15 protein-coding genes are annotated in these 17,498 nt (G+C 72.4%); 7 read left to right on the top strand and 8 right to left on the bottom strand.

The features are described 5' to 3' along the window. Window positions 1-42: 42 nt before the first annotated feature. The 3 genes from RDV89_RS11440 to nrdR all read right to left on the bottom strand — a co-directional run bounded on the left by RDV89_RS11440 (window position 43) and on the right by nrdR (window position 4,548). Window positions 43-714 (bottom strand): SprT-like domain-containing protein, encoded by a 672-nt coding sequence (locus tag RDV89_RS11440; RefSeq protein WP_315733175.1) that lies wholly within the window; start codon window positions 712-714, stop codon window positions 43-45. A 166-nt stretch (window positions 715-880) separates the two neighbouring features. Next, on the bottom strand, window positions 881-3,775 hold the full coding sequence (locus tag RDV89_RS11435) for a vitamin B12-dependent ribonucleotide reductase (protein WP_315733174.1): 2,895 nt from the start codon (window positions 3,773-3,775) through the stop codon (window positions 881-883). A gap of 221 nt (window positions 3,776-3,996) precedes the next feature. Then, the gene (gene nrdR / locus RDV89_RS11430) at window positions 3,997-4,548 is read right to left on the bottom strand and encodes a transcriptional regulator NrdR (RefSeq protein ID WP_315733173.1); all 552 of its coding nucleotides are present in this window, start codon (window positions 4,546-4,548) and stop codon (window positions 3,997-3,999) included. Window positions 4,549-4,827: 279 nt separating this feature from the next. Here nrdR and RDV89_RS11425 point away from each other — a divergent pair, with 279 nt between their 5' ends. The 3 genes from RDV89_RS11425 to RDV89_RS11415 all read left to right on the top strand — a co-directional run bounded on the left by RDV89_RS11425 (window position 4,828) and on the right by RDV89_RS11415 (window position 6,627). Next, on the top strand, window positions 4,828-5,157 hold the full coding sequence (locus RDV89_RS11425) for a hypothetical protein (RefSeq protein WP_315733172.1): 330 nt from the start codon (window positions 4,828-4,830) through the stop codon (window positions 5,155-5,157). Between the two features lie 112 nt (window positions 5,158-5,269). Then, window positions 5,270-5,848 (top strand): DUF6318 family protein, encoded by a 579-nt coding sequence (locus RDV89_RS11420; RefSeq protein WP_315733171.1) that lies wholly within the window; start codon window positions 5,270-5,272, stop codon window positions 5,846-5,848. Between the two features lie 209 nt (window positions 5,849-6,057). After that, window positions 6,058-6,627: a PKD domain-containing protein gene (locus RDV89_RS11415; protein ID WP_315733170.1), complete on the top strand. Its 570-nt coding sequence runs from the start codon at window positions 6,058-6,060 to the stop codon at window positions 6,625-6,627. 100 nt (window positions 6,628-6,727) lie between these two features. Here RDV89_RS11415 and RDV89_RS11410 read toward each other — a convergent pair whose 3' ends face one another. Continuing rightward, window positions 6,728-7,084: a LysM peptidoglycan-binding domain-containing protein gene (locus RDV89_RS11410; RefSeq protein WP_315733169.1), complete on the bottom strand. Its 357-nt coding sequence runs from the start codon at window positions 7,082-7,084 to the stop codon at window positions 6,728-6,730. 319 nt (window positions 7,085-7,403) lie between these two features. Here RDV89_RS11410 and lexA point away from each other — a divergent pair, with 319 nt between their 5' ends. The 4 genes from lexA (at window position 7,404) to RDV89_RS11390 (ending at window position 11,871) form a co-directional block, all read left to right on the top strand. Continuing rightward, window positions 7,404-8,150, top strand: a complete 747-nt coding sequence (gene lexA / locus RDV89_RS11405; protein WP_315733168.1) for a transcriptional repressor LexA — start codon at window positions 7,404-7,406, stop codon at window positions 8,148-8,150. A gap of 111 nt (window positions 8,151-8,261) precedes the next feature. Continuing rightward, entirely contained in the window at window positions 8,262-8,687 is a 426-nt protein-coding gene (locus RDV89_RS11400) for a hypothetical protein (protein WP_315733167.1), read from the top strand. Between the two features lie 129 nt (window positions 8,688-8,816). Beyond that, complete coding sequence (locus RDV89_RS11395; protein ID WP_315733166.1) at window positions 8,817-10,535, top strand: alkaline phosphatase D family protein; 1,719 nt, start codon at window positions 8,817-8,819, stop codon at window positions 10,533-10,535. 1 nt (window position 10,536) lies between these two features. Next, on the top strand, window positions 10,537-11,871 hold the full coding sequence (locus RDV89_RS11390) for an alkaline phosphatase family protein (RefSeq protein WP_315733165.1): 1,335 nt from the start codon (window positions 10,537-10,539) through the stop codon (window positions 11,869-11,871). Window positions 11,872-11,886: 15 nt separating this feature from the next. On the opposite strand, the gene RDV89_RS11385 is transcribed toward RDV89_RS11390, so the two are convergent. From RDV89_RS11385 to secD, 4 genes are all read right to left on the bottom strand, one after another. Continuing rightward, entirely contained in the window at window positions 11,887-13,944 is a 2,058-nt protein-coding gene (locus RDV89_RS11385; protein ID WP_315733164.1) for an ATP-dependent DNA helicase, read from the bottom strand. A 10-nt stretch (window positions 13,945-13,954) separates the two neighbouring features. Beyond that, entirely contained in the window at window positions 13,955-14,617 is a 663-nt protein-coding gene (locus RDV89_RS11380) for a hypothetical protein (protein WP_315733163.1), read from the bottom strand. After that, the gene (locus RDV89_RS11375; protein WP_315733162.1) at window positions 14,614-15,057 is read right to left on the bottom strand and encodes a MarR family winged helix-turn-helix transcriptional regulator; all 444 of its coding nucleotides are present in this window, start codon (window positions 15,055-15,057) and stop codon (window positions 14,614-14,616) included. Before RDV89_RS11375 ends, RDV89_RS11380 begins: the two co-directional genes overlap by 4 nt. Window positions 15,058-15,147: 90 nt before the next feature. Beyond that, window positions 15,148-17,487 carry a protein translocase subunit SecD gene (secD, locus tag RDV89_RS11370; protein ID WP_315733161.1) on the bottom strand — a complete coding sequence of 780 codons (2,340 nt, stop codon included), beginning with the start codon at window positions 17,485-17,487 and terminating at the stop codon, window positions 15,148-15,150. Between the last annotated feature and the right edge of the window lie 11 nt (window positions 17,488-17,498).

Below are 17,498 nucleotides of genomic sequence, written 5' to 3'. Positions count from 1 at the left end.
ACGTCCGCTGGCACGTCCCGCCGACCCGTTCCGCCCGGGCGCTCAGCCGTCGAGGAGCTCGACGCCCGCGAACGGGACGCTCAGCATCGTGCGGCCCACGCGCACCTGGTAGCGCGTGCGGCCGCGCTTGGCGACGACGCCGCGGCGACCGTGGTGGCTCCCGGGCGCCACGATCCGCACCACGTGGCCGGGGCCGAGGCGGACGACGGGCCGACCGGTGCGCAGCGCCTCGAGCTCGGCGACGTAGTTCGGGTGCATCGGTTCCGGGCGGCCCCGGTGGGTCCACTCGTAGAGGTGCTCCGCGGAGAACGACGGACGGCACGTCGCGCAGGAGGCGAGCCGTTCGGGTCGCCGGTGCCGTTCCGCGGTGTGGCCGGCCGGGCAGACGCCCAGCCACGCGCCCGGCACCCGCGGGGCGTCGGCGGGCAGGCAGCGGTCGGCGGCGCAGCCGATCCGCCGCGCCACGGCACGCCAGGTCGGCCCGTGACCGGCCCGGGGGCCGGCGATGGCGTGGGCGATCTCGTGCAGGACGGTGTCGCGCACCGTCACCTCGTCGTGCAGCCGGGTCAGGTGGGCGCTCAACCCGATGGTGCGGGTGGCGTAGCGGCACACCCCGGCCCGCGCCTTCGCCAGGTCGAGCTCCACCGTCCAGCCCTCGAGGCCGTGCTCGGCGAGGAGGCCGGTCGCCATCGCGTGCGCCGCGCTCAGCTCCACCGGTTGGCCTCCCTCGTCGGTCCCGTCGGTCTCGTGGTCGTCCCGCCTGTCGTGTCCCCCGTGGTCGTCATGGGGGGAGCCTGCCCGGGGGCACCGACAGTCCCGGCGTCCAGACGCACACCGGCCCCGGGTCCTGTGGACAGGACCCGGGGCCGGTGCGGAGCGGTCAGCTGCAGCCGCTGGTGCTGCCGCAGCCCTCGCAGACGTAGCAGGAGCCGGCGGGGCGCATCTTCGTGCCGCAGGTGAAGCAGAGCGGGCTGTCGACGGCCGTGCCCGTGATCTTCTCCAGCAGCTCGGCGGAGGTGTGGGCCTCCTGGGCCGCGGGAGCGGCGACGATCTCGACCTCGACCGGGGCCGAGTCCTTGGACTCCCGGACCGTCTCGACGACGGGCGCCTCGACGAGCTCGGCGGCCGAACCCGTCTCCTCGACCGGCTCGTACGAGCCCGTCTCCAGATGACGCTGACGCTCCTCGGCCGAGTAGATGCCGAGCGCCGAGCGCTCCTCGAAGGACAGGTAGTCCAGCGCCAGGCGGCGGAAGATGTAGTCCATGATCGACTGGCTCATCCGCACGTCCGGGTCGTCGGTCAGACCGGCCGGCTCGAAGCGCAGGTTGGTGAACTTCGAGACGTAGGTCTCGAGCGGCACGCCGTACTGCAGACCGATGGAGACCGCGATCGAGAACGCGTCCATCACGCCGGCCAGCGTCGAGCCCTGCTTGCCGAGCTTGAGGAAGATCTCGCCGAGCTCGCCGTCGTCGTGCGCGCCGGAGGTCATGTAGCCCTCGGCACCGCCGACCGTGAACGAGGTCGTGCGCGAGACGCGCGACTTCGGCAGGCGCTTGCGGGTCGGGGCGTAGACGACCTTCTCGACGATCTTCTCGACGACCTCGCCCGCAGCAGCGGCGGCGTCGGCCGCGTCGGCCGCGTCCTTCTTCGCCTTGCCGCCACCGTCGGAGAGGGGCTGGCCGACCTTGCAGTTGTCGCGGTAGATCGCGGTGGCCTTGAGGCCGAGCTTCCACGACTGCAGGTAGACGTCCTCGATCTCCTCGACCGACGCCGACTCGGGCAGGTTGACCGTCTTGCTGATCGCGCCGGACAGGAACGGCTGCGCCGCCGCCATCATCCGCACGTGACCCATGGGCTTGAGCGCGCGGGCGCCCATCGCGGTGTCGAAGACCTCGTAGTGCTCCGTGCGCAGGCCCGGGGCGTCGACCACGTGGCCGTGCTCGCCGATGTAGGCGACGATCGCCTCGACCTGCTCCGGCTGGTAGCCGAGCTTCTTCAGGGCGCGCGGGATCGTCTGGTTGACGATCTGCATCGAGCCGCCGCCGACGAGCTTCTTGAACTTCACGAGCGAGAAGTCGGGCTCGATGCCGGTGGTGTCGCAGTCCATCATGAAGCCGATGGTGCCGGTGGGCGCGAGCACGGAGGCCTGCGCGTTGCGGAAGCCGTTGACCTTGCCGAGCTCGACGACCTGCGCCCACTCCTTGGTGGCGAGGCGGTGCACCGCGGTGTCGTTGGTGTGCAGGGTGCGCACGGCGTCGTTGGCCGCCTGGTGCTTGCGCATGACGCGCTGGTGCGCCTCGGCGTTGCGGGCGTACCCGTTGTAGGGGCCGACGATGGCGGCCAGCTCGGCCGAGCGACGGTACGACGTGCCGGTCATCAGCGACGTGATGGTGCCGGCCATCGCGCGGCCGCCGTCGGAGTCGTAGCCGAGGCCCATGGCCATCAGCAGGGCGCCGAGGTTCGCGTACCCGATGCCCAGCTGGCGGTAGTTGCGCGTGGTCTCGCCGATCGGCTCCGTCGGGAAGTCCGCGAAGCAGATGGAGATGTCCATCGCCGTGATGATGACCTCGACGGCCTTGGCGAAGAGCTCGGCGTCGAACGTGTCGTCGTCCTTGAGGAACTTCAGCAGGTTGAGCGACGCCAGGTTGCACGACGAGTTGTCGAGCGACATGTACTCCGAGCAGGGGTTGGACGCGGTGATGCGGCCCGTCTCGGGGTTGGTGTGCCAGTCGTTGATGGTGTCGTCGTACTGCAGACCCGGGTCGGCGCACTCCCAGGCGGCCTGCGAGATCTTGCGGAACAGGTCGCGGGCGTCGACGGTCTCGATGACCTCGCCCGTCTGGCGGGCGCGCAGGCCGAACTCGGTGCCGTCCTCGACGGCGCGCATGAACTCGTCGGAGACGCGGACCGAGTTGTTGGCGTTCTGGTACTGCACCGACGTGATGTCGTCGCCGCCGAGGTCCATGTCGAAGCCGGCGTCGCGCAGCGCGCGGATCTTGTCCTCCTCGCGCGCCTTCGTCGCCACGAACTCCTCGATGTCCGGGTGGTCGACGTCGAGGACGACCATCTTGGCCGCGCGGCGGGTCGCGCCACCCGACTTGATGGTGCCCGCGGACGCGTCGGCGCCGCGCATGAAGGAGACCGGGCCGCTCGCGGTGCCGCCGCTGGAGAGCAGCTCCTTGCTCGAGCGGATGCGGGAGAGGTTGAGGCCGGCGCCGGAGCCGCCCTTGAAGATGAACCCCTCCTCCTTGTACCAGTTCAGGATCGAGTCCATCGAGTCGTCGACGGAGAGGATGAAGCAGGCGGAGACCTGCTGCGGCGACGCGGTGCCGACGTTGAACCACACGGGCGAGTTGAACGAGAAGTACTGGTGCGCGAGCAGCCAGGTGAGCTCGTGCTCGAAGACCTCGGCGTCGGCGTCCGACGCGAAGTAGCCGTGCTCGACGCCGGCCGCCACGTACGTCTTCACGACGCGGTCGACGAGCTGCTTGAGGCTCCACTCGCGCACGTCGGTGCCGAGGGCGCCGCGGAAGTACTTCGACGTGACGATGGTCGAGGCGTTGACCGACCAGAAGTCGGGGAACTCGACGCCACGCTGCTCGAAGACGGTGTCGCCGGTCTTCCAGTTGGTCTGGACGACGTCGCGACGCTCCCAGGTGATCTCGTCGTACGGGTGCACACCCTCGGTGCTGAACACCCGCTCGATCGTGAGGCCGGTCGAACCCTGCGACCGCCCTGCGGCTGCCGCGCCCGGGCCGCTCACCGTCTCCGTCATGGAATCTCCTCATTGTCGGTTGCTGCGTGTGTGCGTCTTCGTCGCCGTCGTCGCCGTGGCAGCGCCAGAGGTCCTCTCTGACTCAACCGACCCGCGACGACGGGTGTTCCTGCTGCGTGTGCTTCTTCTGGGTGATCGAGACCGGCGCGAGACGGCCCTGACGGGGAAGGGTGGTTCGCCCGGCACGTCGCTTCCCCACGACGTGCCGGGCGGTTCTGGGGTCAGCCGGTGGTGGCTGACGTCGCCCGTTCGGCATCTTTGCCGGACCCACCGACAGTCCCTCCGCACGCGGCGTGCGACCCGGGGCCGGCAGCCAGGGCGGCGGCCTCGCGGTCGAGACGCAGGAGCGCGATCTCGGCCTCGAAGTCGGCGGCGGACTCGAACGAGCGGTAGACGCTGGCGAACCGGAGGTACGCGACCTCGTCGAGCTCGCGCAGCGGCGTGAGGATGGCCAGGCCGACCTGGTGGGCGGGGATCTCGGCGGACCCGAGGGCACGCAGCGCGTCCTCGACCTGCTGGCCGAGGCACGCGAGCTGGTCCTGCGTCACCGGCCGCCCCTTGCACGCCTTGCGCGCGCCGGCGACCGCCTTCTCGCGGTTGAACGGCTCCGTCGCGCCGGAGCGCTTCAGGACCGTCAGCTGCATCTGCTCCACCGTGGTGAACCGCTGCTCGCACCCCAGGCACGCACGGCGTCGACGGATCGAGCCGCCGTCCTCCGCGACCCTCGAGTCGAGCACCTTCGTGTCGCTGTTCCGGCAGAACGGGCAGTGCACGGCGGTCTCCTCCCGAGGGGCTGGATGTGGATGAAAAGGGGTCCTGCTGTGGATGGAGCGGGGTGTTCCTGTGGGTATCCGACACCCGTCCTGGGGACTAGATGTGGATAACTACATCCGTGTAAGTACTAGATGTGGGGGTAACCGTACGCCCGCCGCACAACTCGTGCAACTGCTTCGGCACGACTCCGCGTGTCGGCGCCGAGCAGCCCGCGTACGCGCAGGTCAGAGCCTCCCGAAGCCCTCACACGCACTGGGGCGATGAGACACAATGAGGGGGTGGCAGCGGGCAGGAGGGCAGGGACGAGGCACGCCGGAGGCGGGCCGAGCCCGCGCGGCCGGATCGCCCTGCACGCCCTCGCCATCACCGTCACCGTCGTGGCGTGGGGCTACCTCGCCTGGCTGGCCGTGGACTTCGGCGCGACCGCCCGTCGCGGCGAGGGCATCGCCTGGCTGTTCCTGGCGCTGGCCACCCTCGGCGCGATCGCCTGCCTCTTCATCGGGCTCCTCCTCGGCGCCGCCGTGCTGCGCCTGCTGAACGTCACGCGCGACGGCCCGGCCGACGACGCCCCGCCCCGGCCCGCCGGCGGCAAGCGCCGCGCCGGCTGAGCGCGCCTCTCCACAGATCGCGCCAGGGGCCTGGAACCTCGGTCGCGGCTCGCCTAGATTCCCGTGGGTACGCCGTCGCGATCGGGCGCGCCGGCTGCACTCGGGAGGATCCATGCACCCACGACGGACCCGCGGCGTCCGGCGCGCGAGCGCCGCCGGCGTCGCCATCGTGCTGACGGCCGGCCTGGTCGGCTGCAGCGACGACGACGACGCGGCCGCCGATCCGCCACCGGAGTCGACCTCGACCGCTACCGACGAGGCGGGCGGGGACGGGACCGAGGCGGCCGAGCCGGTGCCGGAGCTGCCGCCCGAGGCGCAGGGCGACGACGACGCAGCCGCCGTCGCGTTCGTGGAGCACTGGGTCGAGCTGGTGAACTACGCGATCGCAACGGGGGACGGCGGGCCGGCCCGCCGTTTCTATGCACCATCGTGTGAGGTATGCGAGGCGGCGATCGGTGAGATCGAGGAGACGGCTGGCGACGATTCATCCGGATCCGGGACCTGGTCGCTGAGCGATGCCTCCCCTAGAGACGCGGCGCCCGAGGATCCGCAGGCGGTAGCGACAGTAGTCACCTCGGACGTCTCAATAAGCGGCTCTACGCCTGACCCGTACGGCTGGACCGAGCTGGGACTCGACTTCACACCAGAAGCGGGGTGGCAGATCGCATGGATGCTCAGTTACGCCTACTGACCCTCGCGCTCTCCGCTGCGGCAGCACTACAGGGGTTAGACCCCGGTGATTCGACGGTTGATCCTGGCGCATCTGGCTTCAACGCATCCATCGAGCGAACCGAGCGCATTGCGAACGGACGCGGCATCGGCAGCGAGAGTGGGCGGGCGCCGACCCCGGAGGAGCTCGCCGCCGCGGCGTACGCGCGACTCGACGGCGCGACGTGCACGGTGCCCGCAATCATCCCGATCTGCCAGGTCGACGTTCCGTGCGCGGACGCCGAGACCGCGACCAACAACGCGGCCTCGATCCTCGTCGGCACGAACATGCCCGAGTCGCAGTGCACGGCGCCCGCCACGGCCGCGATCACCGACGCGATCGTCCTGACGGCCTTCCAGGACGTCCCGCTCCCCGAAGCGACGCTGACCATCCAACCGCCCGACGCACGCACGCTGGTCAACCTGGACACGAACTTCTACACGGTCGCCGAGCCGTTCACCACGAGCGTCACGCTGCTCGGCAGCCAGGTCGACCTCGACATCTCCCCCGCGAGCTACACCTGGTCGTTCGGCGACGGCACCGTGCGCTCGACGACGACGCCGGGCGCGGCGTACCCGGACCTGCTCGTCACGCACGCCTACGAGTCCACCGGCACGGTCGCGACCTCCGTGACCGTCACGTGGGGCGCGCGCTACCGCGTCGACGGTGGCCCGTGGGCGGACGTCGCCGGCACCGTCGACATGACGAGCCCCTCCGTCGACCTCGAGGTCATCGAGGCCACGCCCGTCCTCACCGACTGAACGCAGGAGGGGCGGGACCGCCGTCGCGGTCCCGCCCCTGTTCTTCCCCGGTTGACCGACAGGTCGGGGTCGAGGCGACCTGTCGGGGTTCGTGGAGGGCTCAGCCCTCGGCCGGCACGACGAGCAGCTGGCCCGCCTGCAGCTCGGCCGTGTCCATCGCGTTCAGCGCGCGGATGTCGTCGATGACCTCCTGCACCCCGGCGTCACCGGAGCGCTCGGAGGCGATGTCCCACAGGGTGTCGCCCGAACCGACGCGGATGGTCTCGGTCGTGCTCGGCACGGCCTCGTCCGTCGCGGCGGAGGTCGTCGTCAGCAGCACGCCCAGGAGCAGCATCAGGCCGAGGCCGAGCGCGACCACGACCATCCGGCCGCGGCGCGTCAGGCGCACGGAGCCGTGGTGCGGGCGCGGCGTCGCAGCGGTGCGGCCGAGGGCGGGAGCGGCGAGGGACGTGCTCATGGTGACCTCCAGGGGAAGAGTTCGGTCGTGACGAGCTGTTGTCTACCGACGGCCACCGACAGTTCGGCTCCGGCGACTGCGCCGGCCCCGCTGTCGATCACACGTTCGATCGAACACATGAGCGAGATTAGAGCAGGTGTTCGAACGAAATCAAGGTCCTGTTCGAACAATTCTTCGAGCGGCCCGACCGTCGGCCCCGCGACACCCTCGACACGCCGCATCGAACAGGTGTTTGAAGGTCGACCTCGGATGCCGCTAGCGTCCCCTCCACACGTCCGGCACCGTCACGACGCGCTGCAGCGCGGGAGGAAGGCACACCATGGCCAGCACACGAAAGCCCAGCCGCGGCTCGAAGGACGTCGCCGACGTCGCGTCCGTGCCCGAGCCGGGCGTCGGCCAGGCGCGACTGACCCCGCGCCAGGCGAAGGTGCTCGCCGTGATCACCGACGCGCTGGAGAAGCACGGCTATCCCCCGAGCATGCGCGAGATCGGCGAGGAGGTCGGGCTGACCAGCTCCTCGTCCGTCGCCTACCAGCTCAAGACGCTGGAGGAGAAGGGCTACCTGCGCCGCGACCCCAACCGCCCGCGCGCGATCCAGGTCGTCACGGCGGCCGGGTCCGAGCCGGACGCCGCCGTCGTGGCGCCCGACGAGAGCGACGTGGACGAGACGGGGATCGGCGACGCCCGCCCGGCGGCGACGTACGTGCCGGTGGTCGGTCGCATCGCGGCCGGTGGCCCGATCCTGGCCGAGGAGCGGGTCGAGGACGTGTTCCCCCTCCCCCACGCGCTGGTCGGCGACGGCACGCTCTACCTCCTCGAGGTCTCGGGCGACTCCATGGTCGAGGCGGCCATCTGCGACGGCGACTACGTCGTGGTCCGCCAGCAGCCGAACGCCGAGAACGGCGAGATCGTGGCGGCCATGATCGACGGCGAGGCGACGGTCAAGACGTTCCAGCGCCGCGACGGCCGCGTCTGGCTGCTGCCGCACAACCCGGCGTACGAGCCCATCGACGGCACCCACGCCACCATCCTCGGCAAGGTCACCGCGGTCCTGCGCCGCCTCTGAGACCGACCGCCGTCGTGCCCCGCAGCCGGGGAGGCCCCCGTGGCCTCCCCGGCTGCGTCGCGTCCCCCCGTGCGCCGTAGCATCGGCGCAGCCGTTCTCGAGGAGTCCCGGATGACCGACGTGCCGCGTTTCCCGGTGCTGGAGGCTGCCGACGGCTACGAGATCGCCGAGGTCGACCGCCAGGTCTGGCAGCTGTGCGAGGAGATCCGCCGCGGCCGGCGCACCGGCCTGCACCCCGGCCCCTTCGACACCCGCCCGTTCCGCCTCGTGCACCGAAGCCAGGTGTACGCCCCGGGAGCGGTCGACGACTGGTTCGACGGCTGCTCCGCCGAGCTCGAGGCCCGGCGCCAGCACCCCTCGGCGCACCGTCCCCCGCCCTACGAGGGCGACCTGGACGACCCGCCGGAGCTGCGCGGCGCGGACCGCCCGGGCGCCGAGCCCGAGAAGTTCGAGAGCTCGATCCCCCTGTGGGCCCGGGTGGTCGCGCTGCTCGTCATCGTGGGCCTGGTCTGCGCCTACGTGCTCTCCTACTTCTGAGCCGTCGCTCCCCGACCCCCGCCCCGACGCGGTCCCGCGTCGGTGAACGAGGGGCGACGTCCGGGCGACGATCCGCCGCATCGTGCGTCGGCCCCGAGACCCCGGCCCGTCTCGCTCGTTGCAGCGGACGTGATCCCGCCCACCGCCGAGGAGCGCCCCACGCTCCCGCCGCTGCCGCGCCGCAGCGTCCTCGCCGCCGCCGGCATCGCCACCGGCGCCGCCCTCGTGGCCACCGACCCCGTGTCCCCGGACCCCGCCGACGCCGCCGCCACTACCGGCGCCGGGGCGTACTTCCAGCACGGCGTCGCCTCGGGCGACCCGCTGCCCACCAGCGTCGTGATCTGGACGCGCGTCACCCCGAGCCCCGACGCGACCCCGGGCTCCGGGCGCGGCCCGGCCGTCCGCGTGGGCTACCAGGTCGCCACCGACGCGCGGTTCACCTCGATCGTCGCCCGCGGGCACGTCGACACGAGCGCGTCGGCGGACCACACGGTCAAGATCGACGTGACCGGCCTGGCGCCGGCCCGGTGGTACTGGTTCCGCTTCCGGCACGACTACCGCTGGAGCCCGGTCGGGCGTACGCGCACCGCTCCCGCCCGCACGGCGACCCCCGAGCGGATCCGCTTCGGGGTCGTGTCGTGCGCCAACCTGCAGGCCGGGTGGTTCCACGCGTACCGGCACCTCGCCGCCCGCGACGACCTCGACGCGATCCTGCACCTCGGTGACTACCTGTACGAGTACGCGCCCGGCGAGTACGGGCTCGGGCAGGACAACGTCGACGTGCGCGCCCACGTGCCGGCGCGGGAGATCGTCACGCTGGCCGACTACCGCCAGCGCCACGCGCAGTACAAGCAGGACCCCGACCTGCAGGCCCTGCACGCCCGCTACCCGTTCATCGTGACCTGGGACGACCACGAGCACACCAACGACGCGCACCGCCACGGCGCCGAGAACCACCAGCCGTCCACCGAGGGGTCCTGGCCGGTACGCCGGTCGCGCGCGCACCGCGCGTACGACGAGTGGATGCCGGTCCGGCTCAACGGCACCGCCGCGCTCGGTGACGGGGCGCGGCTCTACCGCACGCTGCAGTTCGGCCGGCTCGCGCAGATCTCGATGCTCGACCTGCGCACCTACCGCTCCGAGCAGGTCGCCTACCCCGTCGTCGCCCCGGGGGTGAACGACCCCGACCGGACGATCACGGGCTCGACCCAGATGGCGTGGCTCAAGGACGCGCTGTCGTCGTCGGCGGCGCAGTGGAAGCTGGTCGGCAACCCCGTGATGATCTCGCCCGTCACGTTCGCCCAGCTGCCCACCGACCTCGTGGACCCGGTCAACGACGTGACGGGCCTGCTCCCGCGCGACGGCGCTCCCTACAACGTGGACCAGTGGGACGGCTACACCGACGACCGCCGCGAGCTGTTCGCCCACCTGCGCGACCAGGGCATCCGCGACACCGTCTTCGTCACCGGGGACATCCACTCGGGCTGGGCCTGCGAGCTGCCGCACGACGCGGGGACCTACCCCCTCAGCCCGTCGGCGGGCGTCGAGCTCGTCGCCTCGTCGGTGACGTCCAACAACCTCAAGGACATCCTCGGCGCCCCGCCGCGCACGGCGAGCCTGGCCGTGGAGGCGGTGCTGCGGCTCGCCAACCGCCACATCCGCTACATCGACTTCGACAGCCACGGCTACTCGGTCCTCGACGTCACCCCCGCGCGGGTGCAGATGGACTGGTACGTCACCGGCCCCCGCGACCAGCGCGGCGCCGGCACGACGCACACCGCGTCGTTCCAGACCCTCGCCGGGACCAACAAGCTGAGCCGGGCCGCCGGGCCCGTGGGAGGACGCTGACATGCACGAGTGCCACCAGCCACGGACCGACCGCCCCTCGCCCTTCCTCGACGGCGATCCCGAGCGCGAGCGGCACCGACCCGCCGCCGAGCGCCGCACCTTCCTCAAGGTGGCCGGCGCCGCCGGCGCCGGACTGCTGCTCTCCGCGGCGCCCGGCGCGGAGCGGGCCGCCGCCGCGACCACGAAGCGGGCGTACGTCGTCGTGATCGACGGGTGCCGTCCCGACGAGATCGACTCCGGCCTGATGCCGAACGTCAAGGCGCTGCGCGACAGCGGCCGCAACTTCGCCCGGGCGCGCTCCCTGCCGATCACCGAGACGATCCCGAACCACGTGATGATGATGACCGGCCTCCGGCCGGACCGGACCGGCGTGCCCGCCAACGCGGTGTGGGACCGCACGCTCGGGGCCGAGCGCACCCTCGAGCTGCCCACCGACCTCAAGCGGGAGACCCTGCTCGCCCGTGGCGCGCGGCAGCGGCTGCGCACCGCGTCGGTGCTGAGCAAGGACTACCTCTACGGGATCTTCGGCCGCCAGGCGACCTACCGCTGGGAGCCGAGCCCGATCCTGCCGGTCACCGGGCACGCGCCGGACGGGTTCACCATGGACGCGACGATCGAGATGATCGACCAGTACGACCCCCACCTGACGTTCGTGAACCTGGGCGACATCGACCGGGCCGGCCACAGCGACGTCACCGGCGGCCTCGGGCTGCAGCTCGCCCGCCGGCTCGCGCTGCTCTCCACCGACCGCCAGGTGCAGCGCCTGGTCTCCCACCTTCAGGAGACCCGGCGGTGGAGCACCTCGCTGGTCCTGGTGCTCGCCGACCACTCGATGGACTGGTCGCTGCCGCACCGGGTGATCTCGCTGCAGCCCGCGCTCAACGCCGACCCCACGCTGGTCGGGAACTTCGCAATCTCCCAGAACGGCGGGGCGGACCTCGTCTACTGGATCGGGTCGCCCGCGCGGCGCGCGGCCGGGGTGCGGCGCATCCTCGAGATCGTGCGTACGCAGCGCGGGGTCCTCGCGGCCCACGACCGGGCGGCGACCCCGAGCCTGCGGCTGGGCCCCGAGGCGGGCGACGTCGTCGCGTACTGCCAGGCGGGCTGGCGCTTCTCGGACCCGTTCGTGGTGAACAACCCCATCCCGGGCAACCACGGCCACCCCACCACCGAGCCGATCCCGTTCTTCATCGCCGGCGGTCACCCCTCCGTGCGCCGTGGCACCAGCTCGGTCCTCGCCCACACCGTCGACGTCGCCCCGACCGTCGGCGAGATGCTCGGCGTGCCGGCCGACCCGAACCACCCCTACGACGGGCGGTCGCTGCTGCGCGCCTGAGGCGAGGTCGCCGCCTCAGTCGCCCGCGAGGCGCGCGAGCGCCTTCACCACGACGTCGGGGTCGGCCGTGCGCCACATCGGCGGGAGACTGGCCTCCAGGAACCGGCCGTAGCGCGCCGTGGAGAGCCGGGGGTCGAGGATCGCCACGACGCCGCGGTCGGCCGTGGTGCGGATCAGGCGGCCGGCGCCCTGGGCGAGCAGCAGGGCCGCGTGGGTCGCCGCGACCTGCATGAACCCGTTGCCGCCGGCCGCGTCCGCGGCCCGCTGGCGCGCCGACGACAGCGGGTCGTCGGGGCGCGGGAACGGGATCCGGTCGATGATCACCAGCTGGCAGGTGTCGCCCGGCACGTCGAGGCCCTGCCACAGCCCGAGGGTGCCGAACAGGTTCGTGTGCGGGTCGCCCACGAACTGTCGGGTCAGCTCGGAGAGCTGGGCGTCGCCCTGCGCCAGCGTGGTGAGGTGCGGGAGCCGTTCGCGCACCGCCTCCGCCGCGGCCTCCGCGGCGCGGCGGGAGGAGAAGAGGCCGAGGGTGCGACCGTCGGCGGCGTCGATGAGACGCGCGATCTCGTCCAGCTGCGCCGCCCCCAGGCCGTCACGGCCCGGCGTCGGCAGGTGGCGGGCGACGTAGAGGATGCCCTGGCGCCCGTAGTCGAAGGGCGAGCCGACGTCGAGCCCGCTCCACGGCAGGACGGTCGGACCGTCCTCCTCCTTGCCGACCTTGGCCGGCGCGGCCGCGCCGTCGCGCACCCGCTCGGTGGCCTTGAGCCCCACGGTGGCCGCGACCGCGTCGAAGTCGCCGCCGAGCATGAGGGTCGCGCTGGTGAACACGACCGTCGACTCGCTCAGGAGCCGGTCGCGCATCTGGCCCCAGACCTGCAGGGGGGCCACGCAGAGGCGGTCGGGCACGCGGTCGCGGCCGTACGCCTTCGACAGCCACACCACGTCGGCGTCCGTGTTCGCCGCCAGCCGCTCCGCGTGCTCGAAGACCATCTGGACGCCCGCCTTGGCCTGCGAGCGGCCGGCGTCGGCGTCGGCGTCCTTGTCGCGCCCCGGCTTGGCGAACGCCGAGATGCACTCGCGCGCGGCGTCGCGCACCAGCACCAGCGCGTCGGCGAGCTCCTCGCCGAGCACGTCGAGGCGTCCGGCGTCGGCCTCCGACATGGCGGCCCGCAGCGACTCGGCGGCGTCCTCGAGGTCGTCGGCCGGGTTGCCGGCGACGTCGGCCTCCTCGACGTAGCGTCGCGCCCGCCGCGCGGCGCGCTCGACCTCGCCGGCGGTGATCTCGTCGGTCGCGGCCTGCGTGACCCGGGCGACCAGCTCGTGCGCCTCGTCGACGACGACCGCGTCGTACTCCGGGATCATCGGGATGCCCTCGATCGCGTCGATCGCGAGCAGGGAGTGGTTGGTGACGACCAGCTGCGAGTCGGCCGCCCTGGCCTTGGCCAGCTCGGCGAAGCACTCCTCGCCGTACGGGCAGCGGGTCGCCCCGAGGCACTCGCGGCCGCCGACGCTGATCTGGCGCCACGCGCGGTCGCTGTGGCGCGGCGCGTGGTCCTTGTCGCCGGGCCCGCCGCTCTCGGCCTGCTCCTCGACCCAGGAGCGCAGCGCGACCACCTCGGCACCCATGGTGCCCTCGGGCACGTCGACGAGGACGCCCTGGTCGTCGGGGACGCCCTCGCGGATCCGGTGCAGGCACGCGTAGTTCGAGCGCCCCTTCAGCACCGCGTACGACGTGTCCACCCCGCGCTCGCCCTTGACCGCCTCAACGAGGCGCGGGAGGTCGCGCTCGACCAGCTGGTGCTGCAGCGCCAGCGTCGCGGTGGCCACGACGACGCGCTCGCGGTGGAGCATGGCGGGCACGAGGTACGCCAGCGACTTGCCCGTGCCGGTGCCGGCCTGGACCAGCAGGTGCTGCTCGTCGTCGAGGGCCGTGGCGACGGCCTCGGCCATCGCGACCTGGCCGCTGCGCTCGCTGCCGCCCAGGCCCGAGACCGCCGTCGCCAGGACCTCCCGCACCCGGGAGACGGGGGCGGAACCGGGGGCGGTCACCGGGGCGGCAGGGGCGTCGGGCACCTGCGCAACCCTAGCGCCGCGCGCCGCCGGGGCGTGGACCCCCTCCACAGCTCGGCGCACGCTCCCGCAGCGTGCGCGTCAGCGCCCGCGGGTCGTCGGCCCACAGCCCGATCGTGCCGACCACGACGGTGCCCTCGCCCGTCAGCCCCGGCGCCGGGAGCTCCATCGGCTCGGTCAGCACCACCTGCACGTTCGTGCTGCCGGACACGCCGATCGCGTACCAGTCGTCGGCCACCTCGCCGACCCGCACGCTGCTGGACAGCTCACGCTCGCGCCCGACGACCTCGGCGATCCGGGCGTAGGGCACCTCGACCTCGACCGTCGGGCCCGAGCGCACCCGCAGGGCGCTCGGCGTGAGCAGGTGCGGGTGGGTGCGCACGCCGGCGAGCAGCCCGACCATCCACAGCAGGCTCCACACGCCGAGGACCGCGACCGGCCACTGCACCCACGGCCACCGGTGCAGCAGCACGTGCACCACGACGACCTCGACGGCCGAGCCGATCACGAACAGCCACATCATCGGGCCGCTGACCTGCGAGTACCCCACGGCCTCGCTCCCCTCGGGCACGTCGGGCCGCCGACGCACCCAGCGCCCGATGCTCGCGTAGCCCGCCGCCTCGAGCCGCAGCAGACGGCGCACGACGGTACGCCGCGACGCGCGCGCCGCGCTCACCCCGCGGCCTCCGCGACCAGGGCCTCGACGCGTGCGGCGAGCAGCTCGAGATCGGACCCGATCGACTCCACCCGCTCCGCGGACAGGCCGGCGAACAGCTGGGCCGCGAGCGTGCTGCGCCCGGCGACCAGACCGTCGGCGACCTCCCGGCCGCGCGGGGTGAGGGTCACCCGCTGGGCCCGCCGGTCGGACGGGTCGGGCTCACGGGTCACGAAGCCGTCGCGCTCGAGGCCGTCGACGAGCCCCGTCACGTTGCGGGGCGTGACGTCGAGGGCGCGGGCGAGGGCGACCTGCGGGCTGGGCCCCTCGGCGACGAGCAGCCACAGCACGTGGGAGCGCGCCGGCGTCAGACCGACCCGCGCCAGCGAGGACGTCATGTCCTGCTCGAGGGCGAGGGTCAGGCGCAGGACCTGGTCGAGAGCGCGTTCGGCGGCAGACATGGTCCCACCGTAGCAGATGATGAAGCACCTACACGATGAAGCATGTCCGCCGCCGAGGCAGGGCGAACGGGGACCGCCGGCCCCGCGAGGTCAGACGACCGCGCCGGAGTCGCTCGGGTCGCGGACGACCTTCTCCTTCTTCTCCCGCGGGAAGGGCGACATCTTGTTGAAGACCGCCAGCAGCGGCGTCGCCAGGATCGTCGTCGAGGCCGTGCCGAAGACGAGGCCGAGCAGCAGCGCGAGCGCGAAGTCCTGCAGCGAGTCGCCACCCATGATGGCCAGCGCCGCGAGGATGAACATGGCGCCGAGACCGGTGTTGACCGTTCGCGGCAGCGTCTCGACCACCGCCCTGTTCGCCACGTCGACGAACTTCTCCTCCGGGTCGGAGAGCCACCACTTCTCCCTGACACGGTCGAAGACGACGATCGTGTCGTTGACCGACAGACCGATGATGGTCAGGGCCGCGGCGAGGAAGACGCCGTCGATGGGCTTGTCGAGCCACGCGAAGATGCCGGTCACCAGCACCACGTCGCTGCCCATCGCGATCATCGCCGAGAGTCCGAAGGTCCACTTGAACCGGAAGGCCAGGTAGATCATCTGCGCGAGCAGGGCCAGGCCCAGCGCGATGAGGGCGTTGCGGAAGAGCTCGCCACCCAGCGCCGCGCCGAGGCTGTCGTCGGTGACCACGTCGCTGACCCCGACCTCGTCGTCGAGGGCGGCACGGATCTCCTGCTCCTCGGCGTCGGAGATGCGGCCGGTACGCACGGAGATGTCGCCCGCGTCGGCCGTCTGGACGACCGCCTCCGGGAAGCCGGCCTCCGCGATGACCTCGCGCGCCCGGTCGGGCGTGATGGCCTGCTCGGTGGCGTAGACGACGTTGCGGCCGCCGGTGAACTCCAGGCCGAGGTTGAGCCCGTGGGTCGCGATGCCGGCGACGGCGATGACGAACGCGACGGCCGAGCCGACCAGGAAGATCCGGCCCCGCTGGACGATGCGCGGCTGCTTGCGCTCGAGCCACTTGCGCACGCGGCCGATGTCGCCGAGGCCGGTGATCATCGGGCGGCGGTTCACCCAGCGCGGGTGCACGCCGGCCACGGTGAGCACGCGGGCCACCACGAGCGCCGAGATCATCGACGCCACGGTGCCGATGATGAGCGTGACGCCGAAGCCCTGGACGGGGCCGGAGGCGAGGAACACCAGCAGGATCGCCGCGAGGATCGTGGTGATGTTGGAGTCCATGATGGCCGTGAGGGCCTTGTTGAAGCCGACCGTCAGGGCGCGCCTGAGCCCTGCGGCCCGGTTCGCGGCGTACTCCTCCCGCGCTCGTTCGAAGACCAGCACGTTGGCGTCGATCGCCATGCCGATCGCGAGCACGAAACCGGCGAGACCCGGCAGCGTCAGCGTGGCCCCGACGATCACCAGCATCGCGTAGGAGATGACGGTGTAGGTCGCGAGCGCCACCGTCGCCAGGAAGCCGACGAGGCGGTAGACGACGATGATGAACAGGCCGGTCAGCGCGATACCGATGACCGCGGCCTCGATGGAGGCCTTGATGGCGGTCTCGCCCAGCGTCGGGCCGATCGTGCGCACGTCGGGCGCGACGTCCGCGCCGTCGCGCTCCTCGGAGGCGATGCGCAGCGGCAGCGAGCCGCCCTCGATGAGGACCGCGAGGTCGCCGGCCTCCTCCTGCGTGAAGTTGCCGGTGATCTGCGTGGAGCCGGTGATGGAGGCGCCGCACGCCACGGTCACCTGCGGCGAGGAGATGATCTCGTCGTCGAGCAGGATCGCGATCCGCTTCGCGTCGCCGGTGGCGCAGGCCGCCTCACGGCTGAGCGCGCCGAACGCGTCCGAGCCGGTGCCGTTGAAGTCGACGGTCACGGCCCAGTTGACCTGGTTCTGCGGCTGCTCGGCCCGGGCGCCCGTGATCTGGTTGCCCTTGAGCGCGACGGGCCCGAGCTGCAGCGGCGTGCCCTCCTCGTCCGCGCTGATGCAGTTCTGCTCCTCGGTGTCCGGGGCCCCCTCGGTCGGCGGCGTCTCGCAGGCCACCGTGTTGGGGTCCGCGGTCGCGGGGTCGAGCGCGCCGACCACGGGTCGCACCTCGAGCTGGGCCGTCTGGCCGAGGACCTCGAGGGCCTCGTCGGGGTTCTGCACGCCCGGCAGCTCGACGATGATCCGGTTGGCGCCGGAGCGCACCACCGTGGACTCGCTGACGCCGAGGCCGTCGATGCGGTTGCGCAGCACCTCGACGACGCTGTCCACGTCCGCCTGGTCGGGGTTCGCGCTGCCGTCGTCCTCCAGGACCGTCAGCGTGATCTGGCTGCCGCCCTCGAGGTCGATGCCGAGACGGGGCTCGATCTGCCAGGCGGCGGCGCCGCAGCCGGCCAGCAGAGCGATGACGAACAGCAGCCGGACGAGGATTCCGCGAGACATGCACTACCTGC

The sequence above is a fragment of the Nocardioides imazamoxiresistens genome (assembly GCF_032378595.1).
In the GTDB taxonomy this organism is placed as follows: Bacteria; Actinomycetota; Actinomycetes; order Propionibacteriales; family Nocardioidaceae; genus Nocardioides; species Nocardioides imazamoxiresistens.
Note: the sequence above shows the minus strand (reverse complement) of the source record. Positions and strands in the feature narration are given on the sequence as shown.

What these genes read in the sequence shown, in the direction of transcription:
- RDV89_RS11435 (WP_315733174.1), bottom strand. Translation starts at nt 3,775, where the DNA reads ATGACGGAGACGGTGAGCGGCCCGGGCGCGGCAGCCGCAGGGCGGTCG.
- RDV89_RS11420 (WP_315733171.1), top strand. Translation starts at nt 5,270, where the DNA reads ATGCACCCACGACGGACCCGCGGCGTCCGGCGCGCGAGCGCCGCCGGC.
- RDV89_RS11410 (WP_315733169.1), bottom strand. Translation starts at nt 7,084, where the DNA reads ATGAGCACGTCCCTCGCCGCTCCCGCCCTCGGCCGCACCGCTGCGACG.
- lexA (WP_315733168.1), top strand. Translation starts at nt 7,404, where the DNA reads ATGGCCAGCACACGAAAGCCCAGCCGCGGCTCGAAGGACGTCGCCGAC.
- RDV89_RS11400 (WP_315733167.1), top strand. Translation starts at nt 8,262, where the DNA reads ATGACCGACGTGCCGCGTTTCCCGGTGCTGGAGGCTGCCGACGGCTAC.
- RDV89_RS11390 (WP_315733165.1), top strand. Translation starts at nt 10,537, where the DNA reads ATGCACGAGTGCCACCAGCCACGGACCGACCGCCCCTCGCCCTTCCTC.
- RDV89_RS11375 (WP_315733162.1), bottom strand. Translation starts at nt 15,057, where the DNA reads ATGTCTGCCGCCGAACGCGCTCTCGACCAGGTCCTGCGCCTGACCCTC.
- secD (WP_315733161.1), bottom strand. Translation starts at nt 17,487, where the DNA reads ATGTCTCGCGGAATCCTCGTCCGGCTGCTGTTCGTCATCGCTCTGCTG.